This window comes from Paenibacillus lacisediminis (assembly GCF_046567315.2).
Window position 1 is genome coordinate 30,068 of the sequence record NZ_JBKIAX020000032.1, and the last position, 13,525, is coordinate 43,592.

The 13,525-nt window shown below is 56.6% G+C and carries 11 protein-coding genes; 9 read left to right on the forward strand and 2 right to left on the reverse strand.

Going from position 1 to position 13,525, the window contains the following annotated elements; all coding sequences use genetic code 11:
• Positions 1-31 precede the first annotated feature (31 nt).
• Positions 32-595, reverse strand: coding sequence for a beta-class carbonic anhydrase (locus ACLD72_RS31885; protein WP_411003525.1), 564 nt, complete (start codon positions 593-595; stop codon positions 32-34).
• Positions 596-624: 29 nt separating this feature from the next.
• Positions 625-948, reverse strand: coding sequence for an iron-sulfur cluster biosynthesis family protein (locus tag ACLD72_RS31890; RefSeq protein WP_411003526.1), 324 nt, complete (start codon positions 946-948; stop codon positions 625-627).
• 142 nt (positions 949-1,090) lie between these two features.
• Here ACLD72_RS31890 and ACLD72_RS31895 point away from each other — a divergent pair, with 142 nt between their 5' ends.
• The 9 genes from ACLD72_RS31895 to mutL form a co-directional block, all read left to right on the forward strand.
• The gene (locus tag ACLD72_RS31895) at positions 1,091-2,608 is read left to right on the forward strand and encodes a carboxypeptidase M32 (RefSeq protein WP_411003527.1); all 1,518 of its coding nucleotides are present in this window, start codon (positions 1,091-1,093) and stop codon (positions 2,606-2,608) included.
• A 380-nt stretch (positions 2,609-2,988) separates the two neighbouring features.
• Positions 2,989-4,005, forward strand: a complete 1,017-nt coding sequence (locus tag ACLD72_RS31900; RefSeq protein ID WP_411003535.1) for an ABC transporter substrate-binding protein — start codon at positions 2,989-2,991, stop codon at positions 4,003-4,005.
• 309 nt (positions 4,006-4,314) lie between these two features.
• Positions 4,315-5,145 (forward strand): ABC transporter ATP-binding protein, encoded by an 831-nt coding sequence (locus ACLD72_RS31905; RefSeq protein ID WP_411003528.1) that lies wholly within the window; start codon positions 4,315-4,317, stop codon positions 5,143-5,145.
• Positions 5,099-5,929 (forward strand): ABC transporter permease, encoded by an 831-nt coding sequence (locus ACLD72_RS31910; RefSeq protein ID WP_411003536.1) that lies wholly within the window; start codon positions 5,099-5,101, stop codon positions 5,927-5,929. The genes ACLD72_RS31905 and ACLD72_RS31910 overlap by 47 nt, the downstream gene beginning before the upstream one ends.
• Positions 5,930-6,034: 105 nt before the next feature.
• The gene (locus ACLD72_RS31915) at positions 6,035-7,015 is read left to right on the forward strand and encodes an aromatic acid exporter family protein (RefSeq protein ID WP_411003529.1); all 981 of its coding nucleotides are present in this window, start codon (positions 6,035-6,037) and stop codon (positions 7,013-7,015) included.
• A gap of 154 nt (positions 7,016-7,169) precedes the next feature.
• Entirely contained in the window at positions 7,170-7,712 is a 543-nt protein-coding gene (gene cotE / locus ACLD72_RS31920) for an outer spore coat protein CotE (protein WP_251595151.1), read from the forward strand.
• A gap of 145 nt (positions 7,713-7,857) precedes the next feature.
• Entirely contained in the window at positions 7,858-9,345 is a 1,488-nt protein-coding gene (locus ACLD72_RS31925) for a putative amidoligase domain-containing protein (RefSeq protein WP_458476513.1), read from the forward strand.
• Between the two features lie 74 nt (positions 9,346-9,419).
• A complete protein-coding gene (gene mutS, locus ACLD72_RS31930; RefSeq protein WP_411003531.1) occupies positions 9,420-12,266 on the forward strand; it encodes a DNA mismatch repair protein MutS in 2,847 nt (948 codons plus the stop codon).
• 54 nt (positions 12,267-12,320) lie between these two features.
• Positions 12,321-13,525: DNA mismatch repair endonuclease MutL (gene mutL, locus ACLD72_RS31935; protein ID WP_458476514.1), on the forward strand; the 1,205-nt coding region annotated here is incomplete at its 3' end.

Below are 13,525 nucleotides of genomic sequence, written 5' to 3' on the forward strand. Positions count from 1 at the left end.
CGTACACTTCGATGTGATCCTTATATTCCTACTACTCTTCGTAGCCGTTGACGATGACTTCCAGTTCACCCGTCGTCGAGTCGATCAGCATCCCGTGAACGGGAATGCCGGCGGGGAGAAGTGGATGTTTTTTGACCAGGTCGACGGTTTGAATGACGCCTTCCTTCTCATTGTCAACGCCGCGCAGCCAGTTGTTCAGCTTGATGCCGGAATTTTCCAGCGTATTCAGCACGTCTTCGGAAATGCCGCGTTCGCGCATCGATCCGATCATGCGGTCCGCATTGAGCGACGCCATCCCGCATCCGGTGTGCCCCACGATGTAAACTTCTTGCGCGTGCAGTTCGTAAATCGCGACCAGCAAGCTGCGCATCACGCTGCCGAAGGGATGGGAAATCAGCGCCCCCGCGTTTTTGATCAGCTTGACATCGCCGTTGCGCAGGTTCATCGCTTTCGGAAGCAGCTCCACGAGACGTGTATCCATACAAGTGACGATGGCCATTTTTTTCTCGGGGAATTTGCCCGTCATATATTTTTCGTATTCTTTGTCTGCTACAAATTGCCGGTTAAACTCCAATATGGTGTCAAGTTGAGTCATTGGACACGCCTCCTTAAATAAACTTTAGATTACCGCTGGTCGATTAGGCGAATATTCGATTTGTAAAATTGCGATTTGCCGTCAAGCCGGAAGGTTCCGGTCGTTTCCTCGCCGCTTAAGGTCAGCTCTTCTTCAAAAAAAACAGCCTGCATCCGGTCGATCCAAAACGGATAAACCTCGTTTTCCATAGGGATATCATAATCACCTGGTTTGGAAACGAGCTGCAAAGCGGGAACCCCGCTCATGCCGCATCCGCAGTTTTCCGTATCGTACACGATGCGCAGCATGCCCGGTGTTTCGCCCAGGGACGCCGAAATAAGCTTTTTCGCGGCCGGATTTAGAGTCACTTTCATCGCGCCTAAGCCCCTCCTTTTAATCTGGAAGTCAAATATCTCAAAAACAATTTATACAAACCCGCCTTAAAATTTGATTATACGTTTTGTTAAAAGTATCATCAAGAGTAGCAGTTAATTCAGAGTAGAGGTGGGGATTGCCATGAAACAGGAAACGGCAGCAAAGTGGGAGCTTTTTCGCTTACTTCTGGAAAAAATTCAGAGCTATCATGAAGCGGTCGCACTGATGAACTGGGATTTGCGCACCGGCGCGCCGAGAAAAGGGGCGGAAACCCGCGCGAGATCGATCGGACTGTTGTCGACGGAAGCGTTCAAAATGGGGATCTCGCCGGAAATGGGCGAGTACCTTGGCTTTTTAAGCCAACCGGCGGTTCTGGACGAATTGGACGATACCCAGCGGCGCATGGTTCTGGACGTGAAAGAGGATTATGACCGGAGCGTTAAAATTCCGCCGGAAAAGTTCCAGGCTTATACCGAACTGACGGCGCACGCTGAAACGCTGTGGGAGGATTTCAAGGAAAATGCCGATTTTCCGGGCTTCGCGCCTTACTTAACCCAAATCGTAGAGAAAACCCAGGAATTCATCGACTATTGGGGACCGAAAGCGACTCGTTACGATACGCTGCTACATATGTATGAACCGGATTTGACCGTGGAGAAGCTGGACCAAGTGTTCGGACAGCTGCGCGACCGGCTCGTGCCGCTTGTCGAAGCGGTGACGAACGCGCCGAACAAGCTGGAGTCCGCGTTCCTGAAGGAGCAGTATGACGTAAGGCAGCAGGAGAAGTTCAGCTTGTTCCTGCTGGAGCAAATCGGCTACGATTTCGAAGCGGGCCGGGTCGACGAAACGGTGCATCCGTTTGAAACGACGATCAACCACGGCGATGTACGGATTACGACGAATTACAAGCAGAATGACGTGGCCAGCGCGATTTTCAGCTCGCTGCACGAAGGCGGACACGCGTTATACGAACAAAACGTGGCTGATGAGCTCGCCGAAACCCCGCTTGGCCAGGGAACGTCGATGGGCATTCACGAATCGCAATCCCGGTTCTGGGAAAACTTCATCGGCCGCAGCCAGCCATTCTGGAACCGTTATTTCGGCGATTTGCAGCAGCATTTTCCCGAGCAGCTTAAAGACGTGACCGCGGAGGCATTTTTCCGGGCGGTAAACCGCGCGGAGAATTCGCTGATCCGGATCGAAGCGGATGAACTGACCTACAATCTGCACATCATCATTCGCTATGAGATCGAGAAGATGCTCTTTAATGAAGGGCTGCCGGTCAGCGAACTGCCTAAAGTATGGAATGAGAAATATCAATCGTACCTTGGCTTGACGCCGCCGGACGACGGGGTCGGCGTGCTGCAGGATGTGCATTGGTCCGGCGGGCTGTTCGGCTACTTCCCTTCCTATGCGCTCGGCAACATGTACGCCGCTCAAATCGCCAACACGTTGCGCCAGGAAATCCCGCAGCTTGACGCTCTGGTGGAGGCCGGCAACTTCCAGCCGGTCAAGGAATGGCTGACCGACAAAATCTATAAATACGGCAAAAGCCGCAAACCGGCGGAAATCATCAAGGCGGTGACCGGGGAAGACTTGAATCCGGAATATTTGGCCGATTACCTGGAACAAAAATTCAAAAGCATCTACGGGCTGTAAACGGCCGGTAGCCGGACGTGCAAACCACCAATTATAGTGGTAAAACCTTCAATTTCATAGTGGCGAAACCTCCAGTCCATTTGCGGTTGGGGGTTTTTTGCCGATTGGATATATCCATTAGAAATGGAAAATCGTTGGCAAATACAGCCGCCTGATTGGATTTTTTCCAATAGATGTGGATTGGAAAGACCCAAAACGGGCGATTTGAGCGAAATCTATTGGATATTCTCCAATGAGAACTCAAAATTTCGGCCGAATTCCCGCAATCTAATTGGATTTTTTCCAATCAAGTCCCGGGGGTCATCCTGCTCCTTAACCTTTTGCTGGGCATTAGCATACTATTAAGTATCCGGCAAGTTGGAAGGAGTGTGAACGTGATGATGAAGCGCCGTATGGCATTATGGCTGGCCATCGTGCTGCTGCTTGGCGCGGCTTTAAGCGGCTGCGGTCATGGCGGCCAAACTCAAAAGGTAAAGGTCGGGGAAGTGACCCGTTCCGTTTTTTATGCCCCTCAATACGTTGCCTTTGAAAAAGGTTTTTTCAAGGAAGAAGGGCTCGATGTGGAACTGCAGACAACTTCGGGCGGAGATAAAACGATGACCGCGCTGCTGTCTGGGGCCGTGGATGTAGCATTGGTCGGGGCAGAAACGTCGATTTACGTCTATCAACAGGGTTCGGATGATCCGGTGATCAATTTTGCCCAGCTGACGCAAACGGACGGAACTTTCCTTGTGTCCAGAGAAGATCCCGGCGAATTCGACTGGGATAAATTGAAGGGAAGTGTCTTTCTCGGCCAGCGGAAAGGCGGGATGCCGCAAATGGCCGGCGAGTTTACCCTGCGTAAGCAAGGAATCGACCCGCATCAGGATTTGGAGCTGATTCAAAACATCGATTTCGCCAACATCACCGCTGCATTTATCTCGGGAACCGGCCAGTTCGTCCAGTTGTTCGAGCCGCAGGCCTCCATCATCGAGCGGGAGGGTAAAGGCCATGTCGTCGCCTCCTTCGGTACGGAAAGCGGCAAACTGCCCTACACGGTGTTTATGAGCAAACAAAGCTTTATCAAAGATAACTCGGAAGTGGTGCAGAAATTCACCAATGCGATCCATAAAGCGCAGCGCTGGGTCCAGGAGCATACGCCGGAGGAAACGGCCGCAACGATCGCGCCTTTTTTCAAAGACACGGATCAGGATATTTTGGCCAGCTCCGTCAAGCGTTATCTGGAGCAGGGAACGTATGCCGAAACGCCGGCCTTGGCCGAGGATGCCTGGAACAACCTGCTCGATGTGATGGAGAGCGCCGGGGAATTAAACGAACGGGTGGAGCTTAAGAAGCTGGCCGACAACAAGTTTGCCGAAAAAGCGGTACAATCTGCTTCCACAGCCTCCGGCCGGTAAATCAACATTTATAATGCGTGTTCAAATATAGTGCGTGTTCAAAAAGTTCGGTTTTCAGCACCGAAGCGTATGCTTCCGAAGTGCGTTTTTTCAAAACGCTGTAGGTCGGATGAAGCTAGGGACGAAAGGAGCGGAGCGTACGTTTTGGGTACGTGAGCAACTGAAATGTTTCCGTAGGAAACATGCTTCGGAAGCATATGCCCCACCCGGCTGAATTCAAGATTCGATGTCGAGTCCGCTTCTTGAGCTGCTTCGTGATCAAAACCGGACTTTTTGAACTACCTTAAACGGAAAAGGAGCGTGAGCGCTTTGTTGCCTGTCTTGGAACTGAAGAATATGGATCTGGTATACGTGACCGATCGGGAAGCCGTGCTAGCCTTGCAAAGGATGAATTTGACCGTGGAATCCGGTGAATTCATCAGCCTGGTCGGTCCCAGCGGATGCGGAAAGACCACGCTGCTCTCCGTAATGGCCGGGCTGCTGGCCCCTTCCCGGGGGGAGGTGCTGCTGCACGGCAAGCCGGTAACCAAACCGACCCCGAAGGTAGGCTATATGCTGCAGCAGGATTATTTGTTCCCGTGGCGGACCATTTTCAGCAACGCCGTGATCGGTCTTGAGCTCACCGGACGCTTGACGCAGGAAACGGAGCAAATGACGCGGGATTTGCTGGCCGAGATGGGACTTGGCGATACGGCGGGCCTGTACCCCGGCCAATTGTCGGGGGGCATGCGCCAACGGGTGGCGCTCGTGCGGACGCTGGCCACCGATCCGGAAGTACTCCTGCTCGACGAGCCGTTTTCGGCGCTTGATTACCAAACGAAGCTGCAGCTGGAGGACCTCGTCGCCGGCACGCTGAAGCAGCGGAAAAAAACAGGCGTACTCGTCACGCATGATTTGTCCGAAGCGATCGCTGTCAGCGACCGGGTCATCGTGCTGGCCCCAAAGCCGGGCAGAATCCGGAGCACGTATACCGTCCCGGACAATATCCGTGAGGCCCAACCGTTTTATGCGCGGGAAGAAGCGGGATTCAACGAATTGTTTCAGGAAATTTGGCGGGATCTCGAAACAGCGGAAAAAGGAGGGATGGCCATTGATGCAGGCGGATGCAACGCGTTTGCCGGATCAAGAACGTTTGCTTAGGGAGAAATGGAACCAGCACCGCAAGCAAAAACGCAAAAGGAACCATCTGGTGCTGGCGGTCCAAATCTTCCTTTTGCTGCTGTTTATCGGATGGTGGGAGCTTGCCGGCCGGATGAAGTGGATTGATGTGCTTATTTTCAGCTATCCGTCGAAGGTGGCGAAGCAAATTTTCCAGGATGCGGCGAGCGGCGAGCTTTGGCCGCATCTGGCGATGACGGTTGGCGAGACGGCGGTCGGATTTTTGCTGGGCACGCTGCTGGGGACGCTGCTCGCCGTGCTGATCTGGTGGTCGCCTTTTCTGTCCAAGGTGCTTGATCCGTACATGGTCGTGTTCAACAGCATGCCGAAGGTGGCGTTAGGGCCGATCTTTATCGTGATGTTTGGGGCGGGTTTCACCGCGATCGTTGTGACAACGCTGTCGATCACCGTGATCGTGACCACGCTGGTCGTGTACAACAGCTTTAACGAAGTTGACACCAACCTCGTCAAAGTGATCCGCACGTTCGGAGGCCAGCGGCGCGATGTATTTATGAAGGCGATTTTGCCGGCGTCATTTCCGGCCATCGTCTCGACGTTGAAGGTGAATGTCGGCATGGCCTGGGTCGGCGTCATCGTCGGCGAATTCCTCGTCGCCAAAATCGGGCTCGGTTATTTGATCGTCTACGGGTTTCAGGTGTTCAACTTTACCTTGGTCATATCCAGCCTGGTCATTATTGCGGTTGTCGCCACAGCGATGTATCAAGTGGTCGTTTATATCGAACGGAAGCTGGTTCGGGAGCGGTAACGCTCCTTTTTCGTTTTTGCGGGATTGTAAGCCGGCGCGAAATCAAGTAGGATATTTTCATACAATCGACAATAAGCGGCAAATCCATACATAAGGGTGGTCTTCATGCGCATTGTAAAAACGGCAATTGCAACGCTGCTCGCGATTTTGATCGCGGAATTTACCGGGGTGAACGGGGCTCTGTCCGCTGGCCTGCTGGCCATTCTCGGGGTGGACGTGACCCGCAAACGCAGCCTGGTGACGATCTCGGCGCGCTTTTTCGCCTCGATTCTGGGACTGATCTTGGCCGCTGTTCTTTTTCACGTGCTGGGATTCCATATTTGGGCGCTGGCGATTTACATTTTGATCGCCTTCCCGCTGATTACGAAAGCCCGCTTTAAAGAAGGGATCGTGACCAGCTCGGTCGTCGTGTTCCGGGTGTTTGGCGGGGAGGAGATTTCTTGGCACGTCATGCTGACCCAGGTGGAACTGTTGATCATCGGGCTTGGCTCGGCGCTGCTGGTCAATTTCCTGTACATGCCGAAAACGGAGGAGAAGCTCCTGGAAATCCGGCGGCAGGTGGATGGACGGTTTTCCGTCATTTTTCAGCAAATCGCCGCCTCGCTGCGCGACCCGTATCATCTATGGGACGGCAAAGAGCTGACGGAAGCGGCGAAGCTTGTGGAGGAAGGCTTGTCCGCCGCGAAGCGCGCTGTGGAAAATCAGATGATTTATCCGAACGAGGCTTGGACGGTCTATTTCTATATGCGCAAACAGCAGCTCGACCGGATCGAAGGCATGATGGAGCTGATATCGCAAGTGTACCAGCGGATGCCGCAAGGGGAAATCGCCGCCTTGTTGTTCGACCGCCTGAGCATAGACGTAGCTCAAGAGGAATATACCGGCATTACCGAACAGATGCTGGCCGAGCTGGAGCAGCAGTTCAAAACGATGGAGCTGCCATCGACCCGCGAGGAATTTGAAATCCGTTCGGCGATATTACAGCTGTGCCGCGAGCTATCTTTATATCTCGAAGTTTCGAAAAAAAGCAAGGCGCCGGTACCCTTGGAAGCGGCCGGCCGCAAAAAAACGTTGTTGGGGCGCTAATTTCCCAGGCTTCTTTCTTCCTTAAAACTAGCGGCATTTACATATACTGCCCTAATAAAAGCGGCAATAATATTTTTTATTTATCTCTGCATATTCAACATTCGCCTATGTCCTGCATACACTTTATTGAAAGATGTATGGAGGAGGTACTAACATGTCATTGAAATATCAAAGTAGAGAGGTCATTACGAAAGCGATCTGCGGAAAAGGTCGTAAGTTCTCTACCGTAACACATACCGTGACTCCACCGCACAAACCGTCCAGCATTCTGGGGGCCTGGATCATCAATCACCAGTACGAGGCGGTCGCGGCGGGAGACGGAATTGAAGTTATTGGTACTTACGATATCAACATCTGGTATTCCTACGATAAAAATTCACAGACCGAAGTTGCCAAGGAAACCGTATCTTACGTGGAAAATGTGCCGCTGAACTACCTGGATGCGAGACACCGCGCCTCGACGGTCGAGGTTTCCGCGGAAGCCACGCAGGAACCAAGCACCGTGGAGGCCAACGTGACGGGAGACGGCCGCGTGCTGATCCGGGTGGAGCGCGAATTTGCGGTAGAGCTGATCGCCGAAACGAAGCTGAACGTCCTTGTCGTGCCGGGCGGCGCTGAAGACAAGGATTATGATTTCGGCTCCGAGCTGGAGGACTACGAAGATTTGGATCCCGATCTCCTCGACGACGAGCTGTAATTTTTGCCTTATCCAACCGGATGTTGACCACCAGGTGTTCGGGCTACAATGTAGCATATGCAGCAGGGGCGTCGTCGAAGAGGGCGGCCGCCCTCTTTTTGTGGGAAATTTTTCGAAAAGCCGAATGAGACGGGAGATGCGGACCTTGAACAAGGAAAAGAATATCGTGCTTAAAATCCGCGTCGCTTCGGAAGAAGCCAAAGTACGTCTGAAGCATGCTTTGGAGCGGACCAGCGCTCGTTATCAAGTGATTCACCCGCTGGGCACGGAGCGTACGGAAGGGCTTCGGGGCAACCGGAAAGCCGGTGTGGATCGCCGCGGCGCCTGGATTCATTACGGACCGGAGGAGGCGTATTGGGGCGGCGGGGTGCAGGAGATCGTCATCAATCGTTCCTTCACTGGAACGCCGGGCCGGTCGCCGGAGGATGCGCGCCGCCGCTTGGCGGCAGCCGGAATCAGCGTCTCCGAAGCGCTGCACCCGGTATATTCGGCCTCCGGTATGGAGCTGCCGCCGCGCCGGTTTAAACGGCGGTACGCGGTAGATGTCTTTCACTTGCGCGCCCTGGAGGCCCGGCTGCTGGGCCGGACCGGACATGCGCTGCAGTTCCCCGCGAACCGGCTGGATCCCGGCTCTCCGTTGTGGAGACGGCTGGAGTCCACGGCGGTCCGGGCTTTGTACGCGCTGGGACTGGATATGGGAGAGGTCGTGATCTCGGCCGGAGAAGAAGGCCGGTTTACGGTGGAAGCCCTCTCCCTCGCCCCGGAGGTGCCCGACCCGCGGCAGACCGGCCTGTACGCCCGGGCGATCCGCGAAACGCTGGAAGAGCTGGAGCAAGCCGGCGAAGCCCCGCAGGAGCCGCTGATCGGGATGGACCCCGAATTTTTGCTGGTGAATCGCGCCACCGGCAAAGTGATCCCGGCTTCGCGCTACCTTGGCCTCCATGGCGCCGCCGGCTGCGACGTGCTGCGTTACCGTGGGCGCCGCATGTTTCCGCTCGCCGAGCTGCGTCCGAAGCCGGGGCATGATCCGCGCGAGACGATCGTTCACTTGATGCGCGCCTTTCGCGCGGCGGGCGAAGCGATCGATGACCGGGAGCTTGTCTGGCAGGCCGGGGCCATGCCGCAGCGAGGGTTTCCGCTTGGCGGACATCTTCACTTCAGCGGCGTTCCGCTCACGAGCGAGCTGCTGCGGGCCTTTGACAACTATTTGGCGCTGCCGCTCGCGGTGCTGGAGGACGGACGAAGCCATCGCCGCCGCCCGCGCTACGGTTTTCTCGGCGATGTCCGCCGCAAGGATTATGGCGGTTTCGAGTACCGGACGCTGCCGAGCTTTTTGATTTCCCCGCTGGTGGCCAAAGGGGCCGTCGCTCTGGCCCGCCTCATCGTCGAAAACGCCGGACAGCTCAATCGCAGGCCGCTGGAGAAAACGGATGTGTTCACCGCGTTTTACGCCGGCCGGCAGCAGGAGCTGCGGACCGTTTTGCCGCTGCTGATCCAAGACATCCAAGCCGCCGCCGCTTACCCCCGCTACGAAAGTTATATCGCTCCGCTGCTGGAAGCGGCACTGTCCGGGCGTACCTGGGACGAAAGCGCCGACATCCGGCCTTTGTGGAATTTGCAAATTCGTTCGTAACCCCTGCCCGTCTTTCTCTGGTATAATAGAATTCTACGAATGCATGAAAATAGAGGCAAATCTGGAGGGGAATCATGGCTACATACACGCCGATGATCGAACAATATTTGCGGGTTAAGGCGGAGGCGCAGGACGCGTTTCTGTTTTTCCGGCTGGGTGACTTTTACGAAATGTTTTTTGACGATGCGATTTTGGCGGCCAAGGAGCTGGAAATTACGCTGACCGGCCGGGATGGGGGAGCCGACGAAAAAATACCGATGTGCGGCGTTCCTTACCATTCGGCGGAAAGCTACATCCAACGGCTGATCGAAAAAGGATATAAGGTGGCGATTTGCGAGCAGACCGAAGATCCCGCTCAGGCCAAGGGGGTTGTCAGACGCGAAATCGTGCGGGTGATCACCCCGGGCACGATTATGGAAGGAAAAACGGTTAGCGATAAAGTTAACAATTACATAGTTTGCGTAACCGAACGTCAGGGGCTGATGGCCTTGTCCGCCTGCGACCTGTCGACGGGCGCCCTGTACGCCACCTCGTCTCCGGCGAGCAAGGAATGGCTGCGCGACGAATTGGGGCTGTACGATCCGGCGGAAATCATCGGGGATACCGCGCTGCTCGAATGGATTAAGGAGCAAGCGGCCCCGCTCAGCAAGCCGGTCGTGTATACCCCGTGGACCAGGGCCAAGGAGGAAGCCGGCCGGATGCAGTTCGGCGAAGCGGAATGGATCCGCCTGGAGCTCGAACGCCGGGAAAACATCGCCCTGCTGGTCGGATACTTAAGCGAAACGCAAAAGCGTTCGCTGGGGCAATTGACGAAGATTTCCACGTATGAGCCCGAGCAATTTATGATTCTCGATCCGTTTACCCGCCGCAATCTCGAGCTGGTGGAAACGGTCCGGGAACGCTCCAAAAAAGGCTCCCTGCTGTGGCTGCTCGACCGGACGGAAACGTCGATGGGTTCGCGTCTGCTGCGGCGCTGGATCGATAAGCCATTGCTGCAGCGCGCGCGCATCGAAGAACGGCTCGAAGCGGTTGAGCATCTGCACGGCGGGTTTATTTTGCGCGAGGATTTGCGCGGTTCGCTGCTAAACATTTACGACTTGGAGCGGCTCGTCGGCAAGGTGGCGTTTGGCAGCGCCAACGGGCGGGACATGGTCGCGCTGAAAACCTCGCTGCGTCAGGTGCCGGCGATCAAGGAGCTGTGCATGAGCGCGGATTCGTCCACGCTGCGGCGGCTCGCGGGGACGATGGACGAATGCGCGGATCTGGCCGACTTGATCGATGCGGCGATCGCCGACGATCCGCCGGTATCGGTGCGGGAAGGCGGGATCATTAAGGCCGGCTATCATGCGCGGTTGGACGAGCTCAGGGAAGCCGGCGTGAACGGCAAACGCTGGATCGCCGAGCTTGAGGCCGCCGAACGGCAGGCGACCGGGATCAAGTCGCTGAAGATCGGTTACAACAAAGTGTTCGGCTATTATATCGAGGTTACACGGGCGAACCTGTCCGCGCTCCCGGAAGGCCGATACGAACGGAAGCAAACACTGGCCAACGCCGAACGGTTTGTGACCCCCGAGCTGAAGGAGAAAGAAGCGCTGATCCTGGAGGCCGAGGAAAAAATGGTCGATTTGGAGTATGCGCTGTTCAGCGAGCTGCGGGAGAAAATCGCCGCGGAAATCCCCCGGCTCCAGCAGTTGGCCGAACGGATCGCGGAAATCGACGTACTGCGCTCGCTGGCGGCGGTCGCGGCGGAGAACCGCTTCGTGAAGCCGGCGCTGACCGACGGGTATGACCTGATCGTGGAGCAAGGCCGCCATCCGGTGGTGGAATCCGTCATGACGGATACGGCGTTCATCGCCAACGGCACCGCCTTGCGCAAGGAGGAAGCAAGCATCCTCTTGATCACCGGGCCGAACATGGCCGGGAAAAGCACGTACATGCGCCAGGTCGCGCTGATTTCGATTTTGGCGCAAATCGGCAGCTTCGTGCCTGCGGCCAAAGCGGAGATTCCGCTGGTCGACCGCATTTTCACGCGGATCGGGGCGGCGGACGATCTGATCGGCGGCCAGAGCACCTTTATGGTCGAAATGGCCGACATCCAGATTATGACCGAAAAAGCGACGCCGCGCAGTTTGATCATCATCGATGAATTGGGCCGGGGAACGTCCACCAGCGAAGGGATGGCCATCGCCCAGGCGGTGATCGAATACGTGCATAACAAAATCGGCTGCAAGGCGCTGGTGTCCACGCATTTCCACGAGCTGGCCCATCTGGAGCACAGCCTCGGCTCCTTGCGCAATTACAGCATGGCCGTGCAGGAGAGCGGAGACAAAGTCCATTTCCTGCGCAAGCTGATCCAGGGGGCGGCGGATACGAGCTACGGCATTTACTGCGCCCGTTTGGCCGGGCTGCCGGAGGAAATCATCGGCCGAGCCTACGGGCTGCTTCAGGACCTGGAGCAAAAGGCACCGGTGTCCGGTAGCGGAGCGGGAGCGAAAACGGATGCGGAAGATGGGGCGTCTCCGGCTGCGCAAGGATCGAGCGGGGAAGCCGCCGGTACGGATGGCCCCGGACTGACGGCGGATGCGCAGCACGCCGGCGCCGCGCTGAATCGCGAAGCGGCGTCATCTTATGGCACCGGGACCATGGACCCGTCTACGTCCGCCGGCAAGTATGCATCGGCCGCGCAAGAGGCGGCGGCAGCGCGGACATCCTTGAAGGACGAGCTTGTGGATGCTGAGGAAGTCGTGCAGCTGTCCATCTTCGGTGACGAAAAGCCGCCCAAGAAAGCGAAGCCGGCCGCCGAGGACCCCGGGACCCGGCAGATCATTAACATGCTTAAAAATGCCGATTTGATGAATATGACGCCGCTGCAGGCGATGCAGCTCGTAAATGATCTCAAGATGAAGGCTAAAGACATGTAACCAAGAAATGAAATGTACAAGTGTACGTAAACGGTAAGGCGGGAGGGAAAACGAGTGGCAAAAATCGTAGTATTGGACGAGCATATCGCCAACCAGATCGCGGCGGGCGAGGTGGTGGAGCGGCCGGCGTCGGTCGTCAAGGAACTGGTCGAAAACGCCGTCGATGCCGGGGCGACCAACATCGAGGTTACGGTGGAAGAAGGCGGGCTAGAGCTGATCCGGGTGACGGACAACGGCTCCGGCATCGCGCCGGAGGACTGCGAGACGGCGTTTTACCGGCACGCAACGAGCAAAATCACGTCGGGCCGCGATCTGTTTCAAATCCGCAGCCTCGGATTCCGCGGCGAGGCCCTGCCGAGTATCGCCGCCGTCGCCAAGGTGAAGCTGGTGTCCTCCAGTGACGACACCGGGCTTGGCCGGCAGATCGTGATCGAAGGCGGAACGCTGAAGGAAAACGGGGAGACCGCCGCGCCGCAAGGCACGGATATTACGGTCCGGGAATTATTTTACAATACTCCGGCAAGGCTGAAATATATGAAAACGATCCAGACGGAGCTTGGACATATTTCGGATGGTTTGTACCGGCAGGCGCTGGCTCACCCGAACATCGCTTTTACGCTGCGGCATAACGGCAATACGCTGCTGCAGAGCCCGGGCGGCGGGGACCTGCTGCAGGTGATCGCCGCGATCTACGGGGTGAACACGTCGAAAGGGATGGTGCCGATCGAAGCCGAGGATCTGGATTACCGGATCACGGGATACATCGGCCGTCCCGATTTGGCGCGTTCGAACCGCGGCGGGATGTCCACGATCGTCAATGGCCGCTACATCCGCAATCAGGGGCTGCATCAGGCGATTCTGCGGGCCTACCATACGCTGCTGCCGATCAACCGCTATCCGCTGGTCGTGCTGATGCTGGACATGCATCCGTCGCTGGTGGACGTGAACGTGCATCCGGCGAAGCTGGAGGTGCGCTTCAGCAAGGAGCCGGAGCTGAACGGATTTGTGGAAAGCAGCATCCGCAGCGTGCTGAACAGCCTGGTGCTGATCCCGCAGGTCGTGCGGCAACAGATCGGCAGGGGATCGAGCAAAGCGGTGATCCAGGAGCAGTTTCACTTCCCCGCGCCGGATGTTGGTGCGGGGGAAGCCGCCGCCGGTACGCAGGGCGCGGCGGCGGACGGGACGCTCCGGCCGCCGGCTGCGGGCGGAGCGGACATAGACGCGCGGTCCGGCGTGGCGGACCGCGGCTTTTCCGGGGG